The sequence below is a fragment of the Thermodesulfobacteriota bacterium genome, assembly GCA_026415035.1.
In the GTDB taxonomy this organism is placed as follows: Bacteria; Desulfobacterota; BSN033; order BSN033; family UBA1163; genus RBG-16-49-23.
Map to the genome: position 1 here is coordinate 55,205 of JAOAHX010000005.1, position 21,523 is coordinate 76,727.

Consider the following 21,523-nt stretch of genomic DNA (forward strand, 5'->3'; position numbering starts at 1 on the left):
GGAGATTAAGAAATTTTCAGAGGTCGAAGAAGACTTCGCATAAAGAGGTCTTTTTTTAAGAGGCAAGGAAGGCCACCCTTTCGGAGCAATCCTTCAAGAGATGGTAGGCGGAGCCCCCCTGCATCAGGATCTTTAACATGAGGTCAGGATTCAAAATCCTTACCCCTGCCATCACCCGGACCCCTCTTTTGAAGAAGGCATCGGGGAGGAGACTGGCCGTGGGGCCGATAATGGCTGTCCGCGATCCCTTGTCAATCGATGATAGAATGGAGTCGATCGTATGGTTGACGAGGGCTGTACCCGTTATGATCACCACCTGGGCATTTTCGATGGCCCCCTTCATCTCTGTCTCGGGGATGAAATACCTCATCTCGTCCGGCCTCAGGGCCGCCTGGTTTTTTTCGACGACATAGAAGGGGATTCCCATCACCTTGAGCCTCTTGATGTAGGGACCAAAGGCCCCCACCAAGGTGACCCTCTCATGGGGTTGGATGTTCAGGAGGTCGAACCCGTCGACCTCCTTCATCACCTTATAGTCTTTTTCTTGTTGAGATTCGACGATCCATTGTGAAAGGGCGTTGAGGGCCGCGATGCCGATGGCGCTTTTCAGCACGTTCGGATCAAGCGCGAAGGGGACGATTTCCGAGACCGGTCTTCCATCGAGGGCTCCTGCCGGAGGCATCCGGCTGGCAGAGGTCGGACAGCAGACGGCCTCCGGGATCTCTCCGATGGGCGTGAAGGCACAACCCCCGTGGCCCGTCGAAAGCTTCACGCCCGTAAAGAAGATCCCTATGACCAGATCCTCCACCCGGATTTCGTTCAGGGGGACAGGGGACTTTTCCTCGATGATCTCGATCGTTTCCGAAAGGACCGAAAGGGGCATCCCATACTCCAACGAATTCAAATCTCTTTTGGGAGAGGTTCTCGGCCCGCCACGAAGAAATCCTTAACAAAGATCAGGACGCCGATCAAGAACCCCAGGCCGAAGACGGCCCTGAAGATCCAGAAGTAGTGGTTGTAAGCACTCTTCACCGTCACATAGTCGAGGCCCATTACCCTCTCGAGATAGCTCTGGACCAGGCCCGCGCCGGTCAAACTGAAGGTGATGAAGATCATTGAGACCGTCATCCACCAGAAGGCCACATACCCTCTGGATTGGTTGAATTGCTTGACGCCCCTCAAGCCGGGAAGGGCAATGTAGATCATGGCCAGGACGAGAAGGGCATAGGCGCCATAGAAGGCGATGTGACCATGGGCCGTGGTGATCTGGGTTCCGTGGGTATATTTGTTCACTTGGGGTAAGGTGTGAAAAACGCCCCAGAGGCCCGCGCCCACAAAGTTGAAGAAGACATGGGAGACGGTATAAAAGAGGCCCACCCTGTTATCCACCGGTTTGGCTGCCAGTTTCGTCGTCCGGAAGGCGTCCCAGACCATCAACACAAGGGGAACCGGCTCCAGGGCGCTGAAGATCCCGCCAATCCAGAGCCAGTAAGGAGGCGTCCCGATCCAGTAATAATGGTGTCCGAGGCCCAAGATCCCCGTGAACATGACGAGCCCGACCTCAATATACATCCATTTCGCCAGCAGGGTCCGATCGGCCCCGAGGAGTTTGTGAAGGCTGAAGGCCAGGAAGGCCGCGGCGATGAGTTCCCATGCCCCCTCCACCCATAAATGGATCACCCACCACCACCAGAATTGGTCCATGATCATGTTTTTCGTGTAAAAGACGCCGGGGAGATACATGAGGGCCAAGAAGAGATTTCCCGCCAAGAGGACCCCTTGGACATCAGTAAACCGCTTCGTCTTCAAGACCGTCATGGCGTTGTTGAAGAGGAAGAGGAGGACCGAGATGACGATCAGAATATCCGCCCATCTGGGGGCCTCGACATATTCCCGGCCTTCGTTGAGGAGAAGGGTTCCGAAGACCGTGATGTTGGCCTGGGGATAGAAACCCATCACAATATAACCGACCACGACCAGCCCCACAGTCAGGATGGTGGCCCAAAATTGGAACTTGGCCAGGGGGATGCTCCAGAGTTCAGTCTCGGATTCCTCGACGATGACATAGTAAGAGGCCCCCATGAAGCCTAACAGGAGCCAGACTACGAGGGCGTTGATGTGAAGGGTTCGAACGGTGTTGAAATTGAGGAAGAAGAAATCGGGCCAGACAAACTGGAGGGCGGCGATGATGCCGACGAGGACCTGAACCAGGAAGAGGAGAACGGCAGAGATGAAGAAATTGTTGGCGATTTTATGGCTCTCGTATTCCATGGTCATCCTCCTTTTACTGAAGGGTCAAGAGGTAATCGGTCAGTTCTTTCAATTCTTGTTCGCTCAGGTGGGCGAAGCTCGGCATGGCCGAACCCGCTTTTACCGAGGCGGGATTTTTGAGATACTGGGTCAACGGCTCAGCCTTCCATTTGGGTCCGACCCGGGTGAGATCGGGCCCTGCAGTCCCACCGATCCCTGCGATCATATGGCAGGCGGCGCAGTTCTGCTTCTGATAGATAAGCTGACCAGGAGTTGACTCCACCCGCGCCACCGCAGCGGCCAAGACCGGTTTCGGAGGCCATTTATTGGTGTCCACCTGGGAGGTCCACTCCAGGAGGGCGATCAGATGGTCCGCCTCTTTTTCGGTAAGCCCTAATTTGGGCATGGCCGCTTTCGGGTTGATGGCGCGGGGGTCCAGGATGAACTTTTTTAAAAAATCTTTGGGTTTTCGTTTGGCCACAGTGGTCATATCCGGGGCAAAATAGGAACCGTTGCCCATGATCGTATGGCACCCGATGCAGTCATATTTGTGCCAGACCTTTTTCCCCGCATCGATCTCGGCGGTGATGGCCGGTGCCCGTTTTGGAACCTGGATCAGGGTGTCGATCGTGAGGACCACCAAAACGAGAAAGAAAAAGAGGCTCCCAAAGATGAAGAAATTCTTGGCCGCTTTCCTGCTCATATAGACCTCCTTAGGAATGGATAAAAGGGTAGGGCATTCCGCCTTGATTTCAAAAATCCCCCGAGTCGACATAAAAATCCTTGACTTAAGTCAAAAAGGACCACGAGGGTTCTTTTAAGGGTCGGGGGATCGTATTGTGGGTGAAGGAGCGCGATGAATTTGACTTCGTGATTCTCAACGACGAGTCGATGACCGGGAGAGGATTCAGTGAGTCAGGGATATCCGAAATAGGGAGCGGCCCTATGGGTCGGGAAACGGTGGCACGGCAGGAAGATCGGGAGGTTAAGGTTTCCCTTCCGCCTAAGGCCGATACCTTTCCGGTGTGGGAGGGGAGAGGGTTGGATTTGGGAGATTGAGAACGGTTCCTAAGGGCGGTCCTTCGGTTTTAGGATGAGTTATCGAAGGTCAACCGTCAGGTAGGGTTTCAGGTTAATCCACTTTTTCTCGCCGATGCCCTTCACCTCTTTCAACTCCTCGACCGAACGAAATCCCCTTCTTCTCTCCCGGTAGGCGACGATCTCCCGGGCCAGGGACTCCCCGATCCCCGGAAGGAGGCAGAGGTCTTCGGCCGTGGCCCGGTTCAGGTCGAGGGGGAGGCGATACAAGAGAAGTTTTCTGGCCTCCATCCTTCCGATCTCGATCCTGATCGTCCTTCCACTCTTGGCCGCGCCTTCATCCGGAGACAACGAAGGGGAAGGACGAACCGTCACGAGGGTTCCTGATTCCAAAAGGAGCGACGATGAATCCTCATCCAACCAGGCGGGTTCTTTCAACCCCCTTGCCACCTGGATCACTTCCTTGAGCCGGGGAGGGCTGGAAAAGGTGTAGATCCCGGGTCGGTGGACCTCCCCTTCCACTTCAACGACGATCTCGTTCCGATCCTGTTCGGAGGGGAGAAGGGAGGAAGGGTGAAACTTGATATAGAAGAGGCCGAGAAGAAAGGAGGCCAGCCCGAAGAGGATCCACTGATCGGTAAGGGAAAGGGATTTCCTTATGGGCAGATGACGCCAGAGGGGAGGCTGGTCATAGGAGGTTAGGAGGGTTCGAATTCTGAGAAGGGCCTTTCGAAAAAGCCTACCCATTTTCCTCTTTGAGGAGTTTGTAGTCGATGGAATCGACCAGGGCCTGCCAGCTGGCTTCGATGATGTTCTCCGAGACCCCGACCGTCCCCCATTTGGACTCCTGATCACCCGATTCGATCAAGACCCTCGTCCGCGCAGCCGTCCCGTCCTTTGAAGAAAGGATCCGGACTTTAAAGTCGAGAAGCTTCACGTCTTTCAATTCGGGGTAGAACTTCTCAAGGGCCTTTCGCAGGGCATTGTCCAGGGCGTTGACCGGCCCGTTTCCCACCGCCGCCGTATGTTCGATCCTCTCTCCCACCCGGACTCGAATGGTGGCCTCGGAGAAGGGGGGCCTTCCCTCCTCTCTCTTCTCGACGATCACCCGGAACCCGAGGAGCTCAAAGAACTTTTTGTGCCTTCCAAGCCCCTTCTTCATCAAGATCTCGAAGGATCCTTCGGCCCCTTCAAATTGGAAGCCTTCGTGTTCGAGCCGTTTGAGATCGTCCAGGATGGTCCGGACATTGGGATCTTTGCTTTCAAGATCGATCCCGAATTCCGCTGCCTTGTAGAGGATGTTCGATTCTCCGGAGAGGTCGGAGATGAGGACGCGCTGACGATTTCCCACCTTTTCGGGAACGACATGTTCGTAAGTGAGGGGACTCCTCCGGATGGCGCTCACATGGACCCCGCCTTTGTGGGCGAAGGCGCTGTCTCCCACATAGGGCAGGTACTTGGGATGGGGGAGGTTGGCCAGCTCGGAAACGAAACGGGAGACCTCGGTGATCTTCCGAAGCTGCTCATCGGTGATACACTCCATCCCCATCTTCAACTTGAGATTGGGGATGATGGAACAGAGGTTGGCATTCCCGCAGCGTTCGCCATATCCGTTGATCGTTCCCTGGACCTGGCGGATCCCTTCCTGCACAGCGAGGATGGAGTTGGCCACGGCCAGTTCCGAATCGTTATGGACGTGGATCCCCAAAGGGACCGTGATCACCCGGTTCACCTCTCGGATGGCCCTTTGGAGTTCGTCAGGGAGGGTGCCTCCGTTGGTGTCACAGAGGACGATCCAATCGGCTCCCGCCTCCTGGGCGGCCTTCAGGACGGAAAGCGCATAGGAGGGGTTCCTTTTGAATCCGTCGAAAAAATGCTCGGCATCGAATATCACCTCGGGGACGATCCTTTTCAGAAAGCGGACCGACTGGGAGACGATCTCGAGATTCTGCTCGAGGCCGATGTTCAAGGCGTCGAGGACGTGCATGTCCCAGGCCTTTCCGAAGATGGTCACGACCTCCGTGCCCGCTTCGATGAGGGCCTTCAAATTGGCATCATCCTCCGGTGCCACCCCGGCCCTGCAGGTGCTTCCGAAGGCGACCACCTTGGCTCCCGACAGGGGGACCGAACGGATCTCCTTGAAAAACTGGAGGTCTTTCGGATTCGAGCCGGGCCAGCCCCCTTCGATATAATGGACTCCCAGTTCGTCCAGTTTCTGGGCGATCCGGATTTTATCCTCCACGGAGAAGGCGATGTCCTCCGCCTGAGAGCCGTCCCGAAGGGTGGTGTCGTAGATTTTGATCGAGCCTCGCTTTTCCAAAAATCTTCCCCTTTCCTTCGTCCCTTCCCTGTCCCCCCTTTTCACGGCAGAAGGGATTGTTTGGGATCCCCTGTCTTCTTTCCTTCTTGAGGGACCCCTCCCGGATGAGGTGAAACGGGGCCTGAGGAGGTTGGGATTCGGTCCCGGGTTATTTTTCCTCCGTCACGGTAGGTTTGTCCAGTTCAAAGGCGTCGTGAAGGGCCCGGACGGCGAGCTCCGTATATTTGGAATCGATGATGCAGGAGATTTTGATCTCCGAGGTCGAGATCATCTGGATGTTGATCCCTTCCTTGGCCAGGGCGGCGAACATCTGGGCAGCGACGTTGGAGTGGCTTCGCATCCCCACGCCCACGATGGAGACCTTGGCGATGTTCTCATCGGAGAGGACCTCCTTTCCGCCGATCTCCTTGACGCTCTCTTTGACGATCTGAAGGGCCTTGGCAAAGTCCGTTTTGGGAACGGTGAAGGCCACATCGGCGCAGCCCCGTTCGGTGCTGGAGGTCTGGATGATCATGTCGACCACGATGTTGGCCTCGGCGATGGGTTTGAAGAGTTTGGCCGCCACGCCCGGGACATCCGGGACGCGCATGACCTCGATTTTGGCCTCGTTCTTGTTGTAGGTCACTCCGGATACCACGACCCTTTCCATCTCCGCCTCCTCTTTGCAGACGATCGTGCCTGGATTGTCGTTGAAGGACGATCTGACATGAATGGGCACCTCATATTTTTTGGCGAACTCCACCGATCGGATCTGGAGCACCTTTGCGCCCAGGCTCGCCATCTCGAGCATCTCGTCGTAAGAGATCTTGGAAAGCTTTCGGGCCTTGGAGCAGATATTGGGATCGGTCGTATAGACGCCATCCACATCGGTGTAGATCTCGCAGATATCGGCCCGAAGCGCTGCGGCCACGGCCACGGCGGTCGTATCCGAGCCTCCCCGGCCCAAGGTGGTGATGTTCTCCGATTCGTCCACGCCCTGAAACCCCGCCACCACGACGATTCTTCCCTGCCTCAGATCTTCCAAGATCCTCTCCGATTCGATCCCGGTGATGCGGGCTTTTCCGAAGGCGCTGTCCGTGGCGATCTTGATCTGAAATCCGAGGTAGGACTTCGCATCGAAGCCCATGGCCTTGAGGGTAATGGCCAGCAGGGCGATCGAGACCTGTTCTCCTGTGGAGATCAGGACATCGAGCTCCCTCTCATCCGGTTGAGGGGTGATCTGTTGGGCCAGACGGATCAGCCGGTCTGTCTCTCCGGCCATGGCTGAGACGACGACGACCACCTCGTGGCCCTGCTGTTTGGTCCGGATGACTCGTTCCGCCACGTTCCGGATCCGGTCGAGATCTCCGACGGACGTCCCGCCATATTTTTGAACGACCAATGCCATAGCACCTTCCCTCCCTTTAAAAGTTCAGCCTCAAGGCTTCGGAGTTCATCCTAGGGAACCCAGACCTTTATTCGAGAGAGGGTTCCAAACTCCCCCGGGCGATTTGGGAACTCAGGGTTTGGACCAACCCTTCATACCTCTTCCCCTGGGGGATGATCTCGATGAGCCGGGTTTTTGGACCGGCATATTGAATATGGATCTCCAGCCGTTCCTTGGGGAGGAGAAAACAGGCCCTTTCTGCCCATTCGATGGCCGTGATGCCCTGCCCCTCCATATAATCCTCCACCCCCAGGGCCAAGAGGTCCTCCTCCCCCAACCGGAAGAAATCCATATGGTAGAAAGGGATGGGCCCTGAATATTCGTGGATCAGGGTGAAGGACGGGCTGGAGACATAGACCGATTTTTTGACCCCTGCGCCCTCTGCAAGCCCTTTGATCATCAGGGTCTTTCCCGCTCCCAATTCTCCACTCAAGGCGACCACATCTCCCGGTCGCAAGAGACGTCCGATCTGCCTCCCGAGCCGGAGGGTCTCTGAGGGGTTTCGGGAGCGAACGACCACTTTATCCATTCAAAGGAGGTCTCGTTCCTAAACATCGAATCCGAAAGCGATGGCTTCGGCGCTGCCGCTCTTCGCCTTGAGAGGCTCGACCTCCTGAAGGCCGAATCAGGCCTTATATTTGAAGTCCTCTGGGTTGAGGCGTTCGAGCCATTCCTTCAATTGATCGCCCTCTTTTTCGAAGTCGATCGTCCGGGCCTTCTCGATCACCTCTTCGGCCACGAAGATCGGGGCCTCTCCGGCAAGGGCGATGGCGATGGCATCGCTGGGTCTGGAGTCGATCAGGATCTCCTCGCCTTTCCGGAGGAGATGGATCACCGCGTAGTAGGTGTTCTCCTTCAGGTCGTTGACCACGATCTTGATCACCCGGGAGTCGAGGGTTTTGAGGACGTTATGGATTAAATCATGGGTCATGGGCCGATGGGATTGGACCTTCTTCAATTTCATGGCGATCGCGTTCGCCTCGAAAGGGCCGATCCAGATGGGCAACCCGGTCTTTTCCTCAAGGTCCATCAAGAGGACGACGAACCCGTTCGATGTCGAATCAAAGGTCAGGAATTTCACCTTCATCTCGATTAACATACGGGATCTCCTTTCATCCCCCTTTCAGAGGAGATGAACCCTCAGCGAAACCTCAACGAGGCGGCGACGTGTTCGTGTTCCTTAAGCAGCGGGTTGCCTTCCGCCCACTTGACCTCACCGTCCTGACGAAAAACGAACCGGACCATCTCCTCGCCCAAGTCGACCCCTTTGGCCTCTTCTTTGCACAGGGGGCAGACGAAAGTTGTGGAAGAAGGATCTTGGAGGAAGAGGGTCCCGCACCGGAGGCAATGTCCTCCGGGCAAGTGGAAGGCCGCGGAGAGATAGAGGGTCTGGACCCGGCCCTGGTTTATTGCCTCCAAGACACCGTTGAGACCGAAGACCGCCCGGCCTCCCTGGTAGGCCTTCTCCCGGAGCTCCTCCACCTCCTGGAAGACCTTCTCCTTCTCCCGCTGGAAGAGACGTTCGTAGATCCGTCTCAAGATGGTGGACCGCTCCTCCGAAAAGTCCAGGGGGAAGGCATCGGTGATATGCTGTCTGACCCGTTCCGGGAGAAACCCCCTAAAATGGGCCAGGGTCCGATCCTGGCCGATGAGGACCACCCGCTTCCACTTCCCGGTGTCGAAGAGATTGGTTAACTGTTCGGCGACCTCCTTATGGTGTTTATTCCGATGCTCTTGGATGTGACGCTGGTATCTCAGCTGGGCCCATCCCCCCTGGTCGTGCCAGCCTGGGACATAGTTCTCGATCGTGGATTCCGATACCAGCCCTTCGAGGGAGATCTCGAAGAGCCTGGCCGAATCGGTCTCCACCATGACGGCGAGGGTGTCCTGATATTGGGAGGCAAGCCTCACGAGGGGCCTGAGGACGGGGAGCCTGTCGAGATAGAACTCATTGTCAAAGGGCATGAAGGAAGGGTAGACGAGAAAGATATCGGACCCCCTCGACGAGAAGAGGGCCATCCCGTCGATCGCCTCATCATAAGAACGCCGGATCAACCCTTCGACGAACTTCTCGACCCTGGCCAGGTCCTCCTCGAATGCCAAAAGCCCCTCTTTCCCCTTGAGGAGTTCCTTTCCCCTCTTGAGTTGATTTTTGATGAAGAGACGGGTCCGTTCTCGTTGCTGTTCGGAATCCCACCGGGTGTTCAGATAGAGGGAGACAAAGGGAGAAGGCCCCTCTTCGATCCGGGCCAATTTGCGGATTTCGTTTTTCATCTCCATAGGAACCCCGCACCCGAAATCAATCCTAACAGACTTTCCATAGGGAATCAAACCCTTCCTTGGAGGAGGTCGGGGATCTTTCGAATGAGGTCGGTGGCCACGAGAGACTTCTCCCCTAACTCCTGGGCCACCTGGTCTCCGGCTAAACCGTGAAGGTAAACCGATGCCTGAAGGGAGAAGAGGGTGTCATATCCCTGGCAGAGGAGCCCGCCGATCATCCCGGCCAAGACATCGCCCGTTCCGCCGGTGGCCAGGCCCGCATTGCCTGTCGGGTTGATGTAGATTTCTCCCTTGGGAGTGCCGATCAATGTGCGGAACCCTTTGAGGACGAGGTAGCTGTGGGTGGACTGCGAATAATTTCGACAGACCTCCAGGCGTTTCTCCTGAACCTCTTTCCCCGTGGATTGAATCAACCTGGCCATCTCTCCCGGATGGGGGGTCAGGATGAGGGATCGGTTGGGAAGGGGGAGGAACTTGGGTTGGGTGGCGATGGCATTCAACCCATCGGCATCGATCACCAAGGGCAGGGAGATCGCTTTGATGAGCTTCAGGACGAGAGCCTGGGTCTCTTTGAATGTCCCGATGCCAGGCCCGATCACCACCGCCTTCTTGTTTTCACAGAGTTTGAGGATGGGATGGAATGCCCTCTGGCTGAGGGTCTGTTTGGGGGTTTCGGGCATCGGTTCGGTCATGACCTCAGTCAGTTTCGTTTCCATGATGGGATTCAAGCTCTTCGGGATGGCAAGCGTGACCAGACCCGCGCCCATCCTGAGGGCCGCCTCGCAGACCATCGCCGCCGCGCCGGTCTTGCCCACCGACCCTGCGATCACCAAAAGGTGGCCGTAATCGCCCTTATGGGTATCCGGACGTCTTGGTATGGAGAGGACCTCGAAGATCTTCTTCCCCTCCAGGAGGTGGGTGGAGAGGTTTTCTTCCTCCACCAGCCTTTTGGGGAAACCGATGTCGATCACCTTCAGGGTGCCGACATATTCTGTCCCGGGGGAGAGGAGGAGCCCCACCTTCGGCAGTCCGAAGGTGACTGTAAGCGTTGCCCGGACCGCTGTTCCCAACGGCCTTCCGGTGTTGGCGTTCAAACCGGAGGGGACGTCGACCGCCACGATGGGGACTCTTTGACTGTTGAGATGATCGATCACCTCCCGGTAATATCCTCTGACCTCGGCATCGAGGCCTGTCCCGAAAATGGCATCGACCAAGAGGTCGGCATATTCGACGTCCCGTCTCACCTTCTGGTACTCTTTTGAAGAGGGGGCAGGATAGATCTCACCTCCCATCCGGTGGAGGATGGTGTAATTCGTCTCCGCATCCCCCCGGAGGGACTTGGGATCGGCGAGGAGGATCACTTTGACCGCGATCCCCCGATGGACCAAATGCCTGGCGATGACGAACCCATCCCCTCCGTTATTTCCCTTTCCCGCGATGATCACCACCCGCTTTTTCTGGATCTCGGGAAAGGCGTCGAGAATCGCCTCTGTTGCGCCCCTTCCGGCATTCTCCATGAGGAGGATGCCTGGGATCCGGTAGGTTTCGATGGCCTTACGATCGAGTTCCTGCATCTGTTCGGCGGTTGCCACTTTCATCGTTCTCTTCCCTCTAACAAGACCTGGGCCACGGCAAAGGGGCGGTCGTGGGAAAGGGTGAGGTGGGTCCTTTCAACCCGACAGGCATGGAGGATCTCCTTCGCTTTCCCGTGCAGGAGGAGAAAGGGCCTGCCGGAGGGATCGTTCTCCACCTCGATCTCCCTCCAATGGATCCCATGGCGAAGCCCTGAGCCGAGGGCTTTGAGGAAGGCCTCCTTTGCGGCAAACCGGGTTGCGAAGCATTCTGCCGAGTGGGCCCTTCGTTGACACCGATCGATCTCCCGGCCCGTGTAAACCCTCTCCAGGAACCGGTCCCCCCAGCGAAGCAAGACCCTCTCGATCCGTTCAATGTTGACGATGTCGAGGCCTGTTCCGATGATCATCGATATCCACACCGTCTTGGATTCAACGCGGGGAGATGGACCCCGATGGGGGTCGGAACCGTTTCCCCGACTCCGAACCCGTCAGCCCTTCGCGAATGAGGGCGATCATCTCCTTGACGGCCCGTTCCAGCCCCACCAAGACCGCCCGGGCAATGATGCTGTGGCCGATGTTGAGCTCCTCGATCTCCTGGATCTCGGCGATTCTCCGCACATTCGTATAGTTGAGGCCATGGCCTGCAGCGATCCGAAGGTTTTTTTGGGAGGCCACGGCGACGGCATCGAGGATCTTTTTGAGCTCCCGATCGGCCTGGGCCGAATGGGTGGCCTCGCAATAATGGCCGGTGTGGATCTCGATGGCGTCTGCCCCGACCTCTTCACAAGCCCTGATCTGATCGGGGTCCGGGTCGACGAAGAGGCTGACGGTGATCCTTCCTTTTTTCAATCGCTGGATCGTCCTCTTAAGGTCCTTGGAGTGTTTGATGACATCGAGCCCTCCCTCTGTGGTCAGCTCTTCCCTCCGCTCCGGGACGAGGGTCACAAGGTCGGGACGGACCGAAAGGGCGATCCGGACCATCTCCTCGGTGGCGGCCATCTCGAGGTTGAGCTGGGTCTGGATGGTCTCCCTCAGCAGGCGAAGGTCCCGGTCTTGGATGTGCCGCCTGTCCTCCCGCAGATGGCAGACGATGCCATCCGCTCCAGCCAGCTCCACGAGCATGGCCGCTGCCACGGGATCGGGGTAGGCCACTCCCCTGGCCTGTCTCACCGTTGCCACGTGATCGATGTTCACCCCCAGTCTCTTCATAGGTCTCGCCTCCTCTTTCAGCGTTTCCCCCCGTTTACCGATGGTTTCTTCTCACTCCGTTGCCCTTCGGATGGCATCCACGATCACAAGGGTCCTCTTCGCTTCGCGGACATCATGGGCTCGGAGGATGTGTGCGCCCTTCATCGCCCCGATGGCGATGCTCGCCAGGGTGCCTTCGAGGCGTTGATCCGGCGGCGCATCGAGGAGTTTTCCGATGAAGCTCTTCCTCGAGGGTCCGAGCAGAATGGGTTTTCCGAGGATTCGCAGCTCCGGAAGGGATTGGATGAGGAGAAGGTTGTGCTCAAGATTCTTCCCGAAGCCGATGCCGGGATCGACGATGATCTGTTCGGGATCGACGCCAACCGACTCCGCCTTGCGAATGGCCTCTCTAAGAGAGCGGAGGATCTCGGACCAGAGGGAGTGATAATGGACCTCCTTCTGCATCGTCTCCGGCCTTCCCCGGATATGCATCAAAACGATCGGGATTCCTTCCTTTGCCGCCACCTTCGCCAGATCGGGATCGAAGCTCAGGCCACTGATGTCATTGATGATCTCCGCTCCTGCCTCGATGGCCCTCCGGGCCACCTCCGATTTGTAGGTGTCGATGGAGATGGGAACGGGAATCTCCTTGGCTAGCCGTTCGATAACCGGCAACACCCGGCGGAGTTCCTCGTCGGAATCGAGCGGCCGGGAACCCGGTCGGGTCGATTCTCCCCCGATGTCGAGGATATCGGCCCCCTCCTCCACCAACCGGAGCCCGTGGGCGATCGCCTTTTCACGATCGAAATAGAGGCCCCCGTCCGAAAAAGAATCGGGGGTCACGTTCAAGATTCCCATGAGGAGGGTTTTTTCTCCGAGGTGAAAGGTTTTCTTCCGACAGCGGAGGACGAAACGATCTTTCGTCACATTGACAAGGGTCTCTCTCAGGGTTTGGGCAAGCCCTTGGAGATGGGGATAGGCCTCCAATTTGACAATCAGTTTCTCGATCTGTCGGTGCGTCCCCATCAACAGCCCATCCAGGGATGGGCCGTTGCAGTCGAGGGCCCTTTTGTCCACCGCCATGTCTCCGCCGAGGCAGAGCATCTCCTGCTTGAGGAGGTTGGCGGTGCGGGGATCGATCCCTTCGATTTTGAAGTTGAAGTGGAGGGCCTTCCCCCTCATCCGCTCGATCCCAGTCGGATCGGCTCCCACCTTCTCGATCTGGCGGACGGCCTCTTCGAGATTGAAGATCGGGAGGGATCGGACGAGTATCATCCTTTGCGAACCATCGCCTCTCTCCCCCTGACAAGGGGCATCGATCGGGAAGGGGGCTTGCGAAGGGCAGGGATCTTTCCCTGCCCAAGGGTCCTCAAGGGTTCATACCGCTTCCCCACGGATGATCCGGTCGATCTGGGTTCCATCGAGGACCTCTTTTTCAAGAAGGGTATTGGCCAGGCGATGGAGCAACTCGATATTGGACTGGAGGATCTCCTTGGCCCTTTGGTAACTCTGCATGACGATCGCCCTGACCTCGGCATCGATCAATTGGGCGGTCTCTTCGCTGTAGTCCCGGTGCTGCGTGATCTCCCGGCCGAGGAAGATCTGCTCCTCCCTCTGTCCGAAAGAGAGAGGGCCGAGTTTTTCGCTCATCCCCCACTCACAGACCATCTTTCTGGCCAGCTCGGTGGAGCGTTCGATATCGTTTCCGGCGCCTGTGGTGAGCCGATTTAAGACCAACTCCTCGGCAGCCCTTCCTCCCATCATCACGGCGATGTTGTTGAGGAGATAATCCTTGGGATAGGTATGCTTCTCGTCGATGGGGAGCTGCTGGGTGATCCCGAGGGCCCTGCCCCTCGGGATGATGGTGACTTTGTGGATGGGATCGGTTCCCGGAATCATCTTGGCCACCAGGGTATGGCCCGCCTCGTGGATGGCGGTGATTCTCCTTTCCTCATAGGGGATGATCATCGATTTTCTTTCCACGCCCATCAGGACCTTGTCCTTGGCCTGTTCGAAGTCGGACATGTCCACTCTTTCTTTTCCGAGGCGTGCCGCCAACAGGGCCGCTTCGTTGACAAGGTTCTCGAGATCGGCACCGGTGAACCCCGGGGTCCCTCGGGCAAGGAGGGAGAGATCGACATCGTCGGCGAGCGGGGTCCGTTTGGTATGGACTTTCAGAATCTCTTCCCTTCCTTTCACGTCCGGAACCGGGACCACCACCTGCCGGTCAAATCTCCCCGGTCGGAGGAGGGCCGGATCGAGCACGTCCGGCCGGTTGGTGGCCGCGATCAGGATGACCCCTTCGTTCGATTCGAAGCCGTCCATCTCCACGAGCAACTGGTTGAGGGTCTGCTCCCGTTCGTCATGGCCTCCGCCCAGTCCGGCACCCCTGTGTCTTCCCACCGCATCGATCTCATCGATGAAGATGATGCAGGGCGCATTCCTCTTGCCCTGGAGGAAGAGATCCCGAACCCTTGAGGCGCCCACCCCCACGAACATCTCCACGAAGTCTGAGCCACTGATGCTGAAGAAGGGGACGTCGGCCTCGCCCGCAATGGCCCTCGCCAGGAGGGTCTTTCCCGTGCCCGGAGCCCCGATGAGAAGGACCCCTTTGGGGATCCTTCCGCCCAGCTTCGTAAATCGCTTCGGATCCCTCAGGAAGGCGATGATCTCTTCGAGCTCATCCTTGGCCTCATCAATGCCCGCCACGTCGTCGAAGGTCACTTTATGCTGGTCCTTGGTGAGGATCTTTGGCTTGCTCTTCCCGAAGGAGAAGGCCTTTCCCCCGCCAATCTGCATCTGTCTCATAAAGAAGAGCCAGACCCCGATGAGGATCAACATCGGAAACCAAGAGATGAGCAGGTTCTGCCAGAGTGGGGTCTCCTCTTCCTTTTTCGCTCGGATGGTGATCCTCTTCTCTCTCAAGATCTTGATCATTTCCGGATCCTCTGGGGCATAGGTTCTGTAGCGCTTTCCCTCGAGGTCCTTCCAGGTGATGCTTCTTCCTTTCGTCTCCACATCGAGGACGCGGTTGCCCTCGACGGCGTTGATAAAGTCGCTGTAACTCTTTTCGATTTCGGTCAGGCGGGGTTTGGTGAAGAGATTGAAGAGGAGGATCATGATGATGAGGATGATCGCCCAGAAGAGAAGGTTTTTTAAGAGGGAATTCAATCTCTTCTCCTCCTTGGAGTTCCGCTTCAGACTAACACAAATCCTCTGTCAATTCAATATGGTGAACAGTCTTATGCCCCAATGACGAGGAAGGGAGGTGAGGGCGAGGGGCATTAAAATTTTTCTTTGAAAACAAAATGTTGGATGAAATTTGGGGACGGGCTCTTCGGTCGGTCTCCTCCCCGCGCCTTGCAACTTACGAAGAAACCCTATAAATTAAATCGGGTTCTTGAACAGGGATCTTTTTCCTTAGCCCAGGAGGGAGCATGGCGGTCGATCTTTTGAAGAAGTGCCCTCTCTTTGCTGGATTGACGGATGAGGGATTGCAGAAGGTCAGGGGCATTGCGGTCTTTAAGCGATCAAAAAAAAAGGAAATTCTCTTTGCAGAAGGTGAGGAGGCTAAGGGATTTTATGTCGTCCTCCGCGGAAGGGTGAAGGTTTATAAAATTTCTCCAGAGGGGAAGGAGCAGATCCTTCATGTCGTCCAAGCCCCGGACTCTTTTGCCGAAGCCGCCCTCTTTCAGGAAGGGACTTACCCTGCCTTTGCCGAATCGATGGAGGAATGTCAGCTCCTTTTTATTCCCAAGCGGGATTTCCTTCAGATGATCCAGGAGAATCCGCAGCTCAGCATCAATATGATCGTCTCCCTCTCCCAATATCTCAGGCGATTTGCCTCCCTCATCGAGGAGCTCTCGCTCAAGGAGGTCTCCTCCCGTTTAGCCAAATATCTCCTCGACCTCTCGGTTAAGGGGATGAGGGAAGGGAAGGCCCCTAACGAGGTGGAGCTCGATCTTACCAAGACCCAACTTGCCCTGAAGCTCGGCACGATCAGTGAAACCCTTTCGAGAACCTTTTCGAAACTGAAGGCAAAAGGGGTGATCGGAGTCGAAAAGAACCGAATTCGTATCCTGAAAAGGGATGTCCTCGAAGAGATCTCCTCTGGTTTGAGGGTATATTAGCCTTCCTTTCATAACCCCCTAAAAATCGGCACATAAATGGACAAAATGGCAAATCTCATTTCTCTATAATTTCAATAAATTGTTAGTTGGGCCGACCCTTTCAGACATTTTATACCATTCCCGAGTGGCAAAGCTCCGAGGGCCAATAAAATTTCTCATTTTTTTCAAATGGTTATGAATTTTGTGGGGAAAATGTTGGGTTGGGCATGGTTGTTGCTTTTGAGTAGGCCAATCCCATTTGATCCGAGAGGTGAGAGATGAATCCAATCTTTTTCGAATTAGCCTCTGCCAATTTTGTAACAATCTGCATCCTTCTTTTAGGGGCCATCGGAGTAATCCGCATTGCCAAGACTTACCTGGAAGCCTAAGAAGAGGATCGAGAAGGAGGGCGCGATGGAAGCCAATCACGTAGTTACGCTTCCGAGGATCAAAGAGGAACCGCAGAGGATCGAGATCAACCCCAAAAGGGTGGCCGAATGGACGTTGATCTTCACCAATGCCTTCTATATCGCCTATTTTTTCGGTCGATTGTTGAAGATCATCTAATTGGTAATCGGGCTCATCGAGGGCTTCAATCCCCAGCCTCCTTTAACCCCTAACCTGGAGGGCGGCCTTCTTCGTTGGAAGAGGGTCGCCCTTCCTTTTTTTATTCCCCAGTTGAATTTTGAGGACGTTTATTCTAATTGTTAATCATGAGGGGGACCTCCTTTTTCACCGCCTGGTGGAGACTTTCGAGAATCCCGTTCCTCTCGGTCGGGGTCTTTCCATTGATTTTGGGCTTTGCCCTTGCCCGGCGCTCAGGATATGAGGCCCCGCTGGGGCTCTATCTGCTTTCCATCGTTGCCACCGTCCTCATCATGTGGATGACTTACTATTTGGGGGAGTGGAATGATCTGGGGGGAGATCGGATCAACCGAACCTTCAACCGATTTTCGGGTGGGTCGAGGGTCCTCGTCGAAGGGGTCCTCCCTCCCTGGATTTCGCTTCTCTTCGGGTACCTCTGCCTCGGGGGGAGTATCCTCCTCGGTCTCTATCTCCGCTGGAGATATCAAACAGGTCCTTGGACGCTTCTTCTGGGAGGGGTCGGCATTTTTTCGGGATTTTTCTATTCCGGAAAGCCCCTTCGGTTCGCCTATCGTGGATTGGGGGAGGTTCTTATCGGGTTCTGTTACGGTTGGCTTCCGATTGCCACCGGATTCTACCTCTGCGCAGGATTTATCAGCGACCGAGTCTTCTGGCTCTCCCTCCCTATTGGACTGACGGTCTTCAATGTGATTTTGATCAACGAGTTCCCTGACGAAGAGGCCGATCGCCACATCGGGAAGAGAAACCTGGTCGTTCGATTCGGCAAGGAGAGGATGGGTGACCTCTATATGGCCCTCTCCATCTTGGCGGGACTCTTCTTCATCAAGATGGTGAGGATTTCAGGAAAAGGCCCATGGCTTTGGGCCCTTATCGCCTTTCCTGGGCTTCTCATCCTCTACAATCTTTGGATGGTCTGGAAGGAGGCCTATCGAGAACCGAAGAGGTTGGAATCCCTCTGCCGAAATACCCTCGCGGTCAATCTCTCGATGACGCTCATTCTCACGCTTCTCCAGGGGCTATAGCCACTGGGATGGGGAGACGATCTTGGAAGAACTCCAAAAGGTGATCCAGAAAGTCGAAGCCGACCTTCAGGAGGGAAGGTCAGAGGGGGAAGTCCTCCATCACCTCCTTTCCTTTGTGGGTGAAGATCTTAATAAGTCAGAACAGGCGATTGAAGCCTTAGGAAAGATGGGCCATCCCCAGGCAGGGCGCCTCCTTCGGCGATGGTCGGAGGCCACCCCCGATAAAAAGATCCAAAAGATGATCAAAAGGTCGATTTACCGGCTAAAAAGTAAAGGGATCGCCGTCGAGGAGCCTTCTCTGAAGGGAGAACGACCGATTTTTCGGCTCCCGCCTTCGGAACCCCCTGTGGGTTTTGGGGGCCCTTTCGATTCTTTGGGACAGCGATTTCTCTTGCTCTCCGTTCCCCGCCCGGGTCGGGGGATTTTGGTGGTGCAGGGGCTTCTGAGTGATACTGAGGGATGGATAGACTGTTCTGTTGGAGAGATGGGGAGGAAGCACTTTAAAGAGCTTCTGGAAAAGATCCAGAAGAGTCTTCCTTTCCCCCTGGTGGAGATGGAGGCCTCCTATGTGGCCTTTCTCTTCGACGAGGCCTACCGACTCTCCCTCCACCAAGGGAAGACACCTCCCCAGGATTATCTGGAACGGAGGAGGGAGGTCGAGGCCGTTAAGAAAACCTACTCCCGACCCATTATCTATTCCCTGCTTCCGGAGGAAGAGATCGAGAGGGAGGAGGGGATCTTCGAAAAGGGGGCTGAACTCCACCAGATCGATCTCTTTTCCTCCTGGATCCTCAACGAGGAAGTGACCCAACCCTATGTCGAAGAGGTGCGAATGGCGGAAGAGTCGAGATTGGTTCTCCAGCCCTTCCAGAAAGAGGCCCGACTCCACGAGATCTACCAGAGGGCCCTCTCAGAAATCTTTTCCGACGAGGTGCGGTCTCGGTACCGAAATAGGATGGAGGAGATGGCCTACTACCTTTTCCAGGCAGGGAAGAGGGAAGAGGCAAAGCTCTCCCTTTCCGTCGCCCTCTCCCTCAAAAGGCCGTTCAATCCGATTCGACCCAACCCGTTCCTCTTTCACCTGGTGGTGAAATCCATTTTAACTTACTTGTCTGAACGTCAGAAAAGAGAGAGGGAATTTTCATTGATCACTCGACCCTAAACTCCCTCCCCCCAGGCCCCGGAAGGAGGGAGCGAAGATAGACATCAGACTCGATGAAAAAATGGTTGATCCTCACCGGGCTCCTCCTCGTCCTGCTCGCAGGGGCCTACTTCGGTCTTTCCTCCCATGCGGTAAAAGCCCTCCAGCCTCAACTTCAGAAGGCCTTCGGTCAAGGGGTGACGATCGGCCAGATCAGGGCCAAGGGGACTTTCCTTTCTGTTTATGGACTTCAATGGAAGAACCTTCCGTCCGATCCGCCCTTTTTGAAGGTCGAGGAGATGAGGGTCTATCCCTCGCCCTTTGCCCTATTGAAACGGGACGCCCCTTTTCGAAAAATCGTCCTCATCAAACCGGCCCTCACCGTCTTCAGGACCCGCGAGGGGCATTGGGTAGGGCCTTGGGGGAGGAAGAGGGAAGGGGTGGTGGCCCATCGAGGCGGAGAGGATATCGAAAAGAAGGAGGGGTCAGGGAAAGATGGATCATTCCTAACCGGGTTGATCCGGATCGAGAGGGGCTGCCTCGAGATCGAGGATCGAGGCCTTGGAGAGGTTTCCCAGAGGATCCTTTTATACGATGTGGATGCGGATCTCAGGCCCACCGGATACCCCTCGACCCGATCTTCTGTCGAATTGAAAGGAAGAGGAGGGATAGGAGGTCCGGGAGGGGAGATCTCCATAAAAGGGTGGATCGATCTCTCGACGTCGGAGATGGACCTTGCGGTGACCCTGAGGGAGATTGAATTGAAATGTTTCGAACCCTATTACCGGAAGAGGGTATCTTCAGAGATCGATTCCGGAAGATTGAGTGGAGCGATTCGCATCGCCGTCCATGGGGGCATGCTCGACCTCAACGGAGGGCTGGAACTGGTCGGGCTGAAGTTTAGACGGAAGGAAGGGACTTTTTTCTACATCCCCACGAAGACCCTCCAAGACCGCTTGGAGGCGAAAGGGGGCCGCCTCGCCCTTCCCTTTAAATTGCGTGCCGATCTGAAGGATCCCCAGCTCCATCTTCAAACCCTTCTCCTCTGGCAGATTGGGCTTGCCCTGGCCGAGGCCCTTGGATTTCCGGTGAAAAAGATGGAGGGGGTTGACCTCCCTCGAATCAATTGATATATATGGCGCAACTTCAATCCCATGGAGAAGGAGATGAGATCGACGGACAGAAGGGTCGTCATCACGGGGATAGGGCCAGTGACACCAGTGGGGATCGGAAAGGAGGCCTATTGGGAGAGCCTCATCCAGGGGAGATCCGCGTTTAAGCGGATCGAGTTTCCCGGATATGACATGAGTCAATATCGGTGCCGGATCGGGGCCCCGATCGAAGGGTTCGATCTAAGCCATTTCGTGACCCAAACGAAACACGCCAAGTATTTTGGGAAGACCACCCAGTATGCGATCGCGGCCACCAAACTTGCCCTCGAAGATGCGGGCATCGAGATCGAGAGAAACGAAGGTGAGGGGAAGACCTCCGGGGATTCGAGGAACGAGTATCGGTTGAGAGGGATCGACCCCTTCAGGGTGGGCGTCATCCTCGGCGTGAGCGTCGAGTCGATGGAGCTTTTAGAAGCCTATCATAGCCGTTTTTTGAACCGAGGGGTGAGGGGCATCTCACCTTTTGCCCTTCCCAATATTTATTTGAGCGCCATCACCTCCCACGTGGCCCAGTACTTTTCCATCCGGGGCACCTCCTTTGCCCTCTCCACGGCGTGCGCCTCGGCCACCCATGCGATGGCCAACAGTTACTTCCAGATCCGCTTGGGCAGGGAAGACCTGGTGGTGACCGGCGGATCGGATGCCTGTTTGACCCCCTATGTCTTCGGAGGGTTCGATGTCCTTCGGGCGATGTCGACCCGCAACGACGAACCCCAGAAGGCCTGTCGGCCTTTCGACAAGGAGAGGGATGGATTTGTGATGGCCGAGGGAGCCGGGGTCCTGATCTTCGAAGAGCTCGAACATGCCCGTCAGCGTGGGGCTCGAATCTATGCCGAGGTCGTGGGCGTCGGGATGACCGCGGATGCCTACCACCTCACAGAGCCCGCTCCGGATGGGAGAGCCTTGGGAAGGGCCATTCGAGAGGCCCTCGACATGGCCGGCATCCGTCCGGAAGAGGTCGATTACATCAACCCCCACGGGACCTCGACGCCGCTCAACGATAAGGTGGAGACCAAGGTGATCAAGGACGTGTTCGGCGAGAAGGCCTATGGGATTCCCATCAGTTCCACGAAATCGATCACGGGCCATCTCCTGGGAGCGGCCGGAGGGGTGGAGGCGATCGCCGTGGTTATGAGCATCGAGAGGGGGATGATCCATCCCACCCTCAATCTGGATGTCCCGGATCCGGAGTGCGATCTCGATTATGTGCCTCACCACCCTCGCCGAAAAGAGGTGAGGGTCGGACTCTCGATTTCAGCGGGCTTTGGAGGGGTCAACAGCACCCTCCTGCTCAAAAAGATCGAGATTCCTTCTCTATGAATCTCCTCGCCCTGGCCCGCCCGGACGGGTTGACACCCCGTCGGGAAAACGTATAATATTTTTAAGCCGAAACAAAG

20 protein-coding genes are annotated in these 21,523 nt (G+C 56.2%); 6 read left to right on the forward strand and 14 right to left on the reverse strand.

Going from position 1 to position 21,523, the window contains the following annotated elements; translation table 11 throughout:
• Window positions 1–55: 55 nt before the first annotated feature.
• From N3G78_04745 to ftsH, 14 genes are all read right to left on the reverse strand, one after another.
• On the reverse strand, window positions 56–883 hold the full coding sequence (locus N3G78_04745; protein MCX8117226.1) for a DUF364 domain-containing protein: 828 nt from the start codon (window positions 881–883) through the stop codon (window positions 56–58).
• Window positions 884–900: 17 nt separating this feature from the next.
• A complete protein-coding gene (locus tag N3G78_04750; GenBank protein MCX8117227.1) occupies window positions 901–2,271 on the reverse strand; it encodes a cbb3-type cytochrome c oxidase subunit I in 1,371 nt (456 codons plus the stop codon).
• 13 nt (window positions 2,272–2,284) lie between these two features.
• Entirely contained in the window at window positions 2,285–2,953 is a 669-nt protein-coding gene (locus tag N3G78_04755; protein MCX8117228.1) for a cytochrome c, read from the reverse strand.
• 395 nt (window positions 2,954–3,348) lie between these two features.
• Window positions 3,349–4,035, reverse strand: coding sequence for a helix-hairpin-helix domain-containing protein (locus N3G78_04760; protein ID MCX8117229.1), 687 nt, complete (start codon window positions 4,033–4,035; stop codon window positions 3,349–3,351).
• Entirely contained in the window at window positions 4,028–5,608 is a 1,581-nt protein-coding gene (cimA, locus tag N3G78_04765; GenBank protein MCX8117230.1) for a citramalate synthase, read from the reverse strand. The genes N3G78_04760 and cimA overlap by 8 nt, the downstream gene beginning before the upstream one ends.
• Window positions 5,609–5,756: 148 nt before the next feature.
• Window positions 5,757–6,995 carry an aspartate kinase gene (locus N3G78_04770; protein MCX8117231.1) on the reverse strand — a complete coding sequence of 413 codons (1,239 nt, stop codon included), beginning with the start codon at window positions 6,993–6,995 and terminating at the stop codon, window positions 5,757–5,759.
• A 67-nt stretch (window positions 6,996–7,062) separates the two neighbouring features.
• Window positions 7,063–7,563, reverse strand: a complete 501-nt coding sequence (tsaE, locus tag N3G78_04775) for a tRNA (adenosine(37)-N6)-threonylcarbamoyltransferase complex ATPase subunit type 1 TsaE (GenBank protein ID MCX8117232.1) — start codon at window positions 7,561–7,563, stop codon at window positions 7,063–7,065.
• A 96-nt stretch (window positions 7,564–7,659) separates the two neighbouring features.
• The gene (locus N3G78_04780) at window positions 7,660–8,133 is read right to left on the reverse strand and encodes a bifunctional nuclease family protein (protein MCX8117233.1); all 474 of its coding nucleotides are present in this window, start codon (window positions 8,131–8,133) and stop codon (window positions 7,660–7,662) included.
• A gap of 41 nt (window positions 8,134–8,174) precedes the next feature.
• The gene (locus N3G78_04785) at window positions 8,175–9,308 is read right to left on the reverse strand and encodes a Vms1/Ankzf1 family peptidyl-tRNA hydrolase (protein MCX8117234.1); all 1,134 of its coding nucleotides are present in this window, start codon (window positions 9,306–9,308) and stop codon (window positions 8,175–8,177) included.
• A 53-nt stretch (window positions 9,309–9,361) separates the two neighbouring features.
• Complete coding sequence (locus N3G78_04790; GenBank protein MCX8117235.1) at window positions 9,362–10,912, reverse strand: NAD(P)H-hydrate dehydratase; 1,551 nt, start codon at window positions 10,910–10,912, stop codon at window positions 9,362–9,364.
• Complete coding sequence (gene acpS / locus N3G78_04795) at window positions 10,909–11,295, reverse strand: holo-ACP synthase (protein ID MCX8117236.1); 387 nt, start codon at window positions 11,293–11,295, stop codon at window positions 10,909–10,911. The genes N3G78_04790 and acpS overlap by 4 nt, the downstream gene beginning before the upstream one ends.
• 22 nt (window positions 11,296–11,317) lie before the next feature.
• Window positions 11,318–12,097 carry a pyridoxine 5'-phosphate synthase gene (locus N3G78_04800; GenBank protein MCX8117237.1) on the reverse strand — a complete coding sequence of 260 codons (780 nt, stop codon included), beginning with the start codon at window positions 12,095–12,097 and terminating at the stop codon, window positions 11,318–11,320.
• Window positions 12,098–12,148: 51 nt separating this feature from the next.
• Window positions 12,149–13,351, reverse strand: coding sequence for a dihydropteroate synthase (gene folP / locus N3G78_04805; protein ID MCX8117238.1), 1,203 nt, complete (start codon window positions 13,349–13,351; stop codon window positions 12,149–12,151).
• A gap of 102 nt (window positions 13,352–13,453) precedes the next feature.
• Entirely contained in the window at window positions 13,454–15,247 is a 1,794-nt protein-coding gene (gene ftsH, locus N3G78_04810) for an ATP-dependent zinc metalloprotease FtsH (GenBank protein ID MCX8117239.1), read from the reverse strand.
• Window positions 15,248–15,513: 266 nt separating this feature from the next.
• Here ftsH and N3G78_04815 point away from each other — a divergent pair, with 266 nt between their 5' ends.
• The 6 genes from N3G78_04815 (at window position 15,514) to N3G78_04840 (ending at window position 21,446) form a co-directional block, all read left to right on the forward strand.
• Entirely contained in the window at window positions 15,514–16,206 is a 693-nt protein-coding gene (locus tag N3G78_04815; GenBank protein ID MCX8117240.1) for a Crp/Fnr family transcriptional regulator, read from the forward strand.
• Window positions 16,207–16,599: 393 nt separating this feature from the next.
• The gene (locus tag N3G78_04820; protein MCX8117241.1) at window positions 16,600–16,752 is read left to right on the forward strand and encodes a hypothetical protein; all 153 of its coding nucleotides are present in this window, start codon (window positions 16,600–16,602) and stop codon (window positions 16,750–16,752) included.
• Between the two features lie 146 nt (window positions 16,753–16,898).
• Window positions 16,899–17,813: a prenyltransferase gene (locus N3G78_04825; protein ID MCX8117242.1), complete on the forward strand. Its 915-nt coding sequence runs from the start codon at window positions 16,899–16,901 to the stop codon at window positions 17,811–17,813.
• Window positions 17,814–17,835: 22 nt separating this feature from the next.
• A complete protein-coding gene (locus N3G78_04830; GenBank protein ID MCX8117243.1) occupies window positions 17,836–18,975 on the forward strand; it encodes a hypothetical protein in 1,140 nt (379 codons plus the stop codon).
• Window positions 18,976–19,028: 53 nt separating this feature from the next.
• On the forward strand, window positions 19,029–20,084 hold the full coding sequence (locus N3G78_04835) for a DUF748 domain-containing protein (GenBank protein MCX8117244.1): 1,056 nt from the start codon (window positions 19,029–19,031) through the stop codon (window positions 20,082–20,084).
• A 36-nt stretch (window positions 20,085–20,120) separates the two neighbouring features.
• Window positions 20,121–21,446: a beta-ketoacyl-[acyl-carrier-protein] synthase family protein gene (locus N3G78_04840; GenBank protein ID MCX8117245.1), complete on the forward strand. Its 1,326-nt coding sequence runs from the start codon at window positions 20,121–20,123 to the stop codon at window positions 21,444–21,446.
• Window positions 21,447–21,523 lie beyond the last annotated feature (77 nt).

Bases quoted from the DNA above. Each gene is read 5' to 3' on its own strand.
- N3G78_04745 (MCX8117226.1), bottom strand. From the start codon at position 883: ATGCCCCTTTCGGTCCTTTCGGAAACGATCGAGATCATCGAGGAAAAG.
- N3G78_04840 (MCX8117245.1), top strand. From the start codon at position 20,121: ATGAGATCGACGGACAGAAGGGTCGTCATCACGGGGATAGGGCCAGTG.
- N3G78_04820 (MCX8117241.1), top strand. From the start codon at position 16,600: ATGGAAGCCAATCACGTAGTTACGCTTCCGAGGATCAAAGAGGAACCG.
- N3G78_04785 (MCX8117234.1), bottom strand. From the start codon at position 9,308: ATGAAAAACGAAATCCGCAAATTGGCCCGGATCGAAGAGGGGCCTTCT.
- N3G78_04770 (MCX8117231.1), bottom strand. From the start codon at position 6,995: ATGGCATTGGTCGTTCAAAAATATGGCGGGACGTCCGTCGGAGATCTC.
- N3G78_04815 (MCX8117240.1), top strand. From the start codon at position 15,514: ATGGCGGTCGATCTTTTGAAGAAGTGCCCTCTCTTTGCTGGATTGACG.
- tsaE (MCX8117232.1), bottom strand. From the start codon at position 7,563: ATGGATAAAGTGGTCGTTCGCTCCCGAAACCCCTCAGAGACCCTCCGG.
- N3G78_04825 (MCX8117242.1), top strand. From the start codon at position 16,899: ATGAGGGGGACCTCCTTTTTCACCGCCTGGTGGAGACTTTCGAGAATC.
- N3G78_04835 (MCX8117244.1), top strand. From the start codon at position 19,029: ATGAAAAAATGGTTGATCCTCACCGGGCTCCTCCTCGTCCTGCTCGCA.
- acpS (MCX8117236.1), bottom strand. From the start codon at position 11,295: ATGATCATCGGAACAGGCCTCGACATCGTCAACATTGAACGGATCGAG.
- N3G78_04750 (MCX8117227.1), bottom strand. From the start codon at position 2,271: ATGGAATACGAGAGCCATAAAATCGCCAACAATTTCTTCATCTCTGCC.
- N3G78_04800 (MCX8117237.1), bottom strand. From the start codon at position 12,097: ATGAAGAGACTGGGGGTGAACATCGATCACGTGGCAACGGTGAGACAG.
- N3G78_04755 (MCX8117228.1), bottom strand. From the start codon at position 2,953: ATGAGCAGGAAAGCGGCCAAGAATTTCTTCATCTTTGGGAGCCTCTTT.
- N3G78_04760 (MCX8117229.1), bottom strand. From the start codon at position 4,035: ATGGGTAGGCTTTTTCGAAAGGCCCTTCTCAGAATTCGAACCCTCCTA.
- N3G78_04780 (MCX8117233.1), bottom strand. From the start codon at position 8,133: ATGTTAATCGAGATGAAGGTGAAATTCCTGACCTTTGATTCGACATCG.
- N3G78_04790 (MCX8117235.1), bottom strand. From the start codon at position 10,912: ATGAAAGTGGCAACCGCCGAACAGATGCAGGAACTCGATCGTAAGGCC.
- folP (MCX8117238.1), bottom strand. From the start codon at position 13,351: ATGATACTCGTCCGATCCCTCCCGATCTTCAATCTCGAAGAGGCCGTC.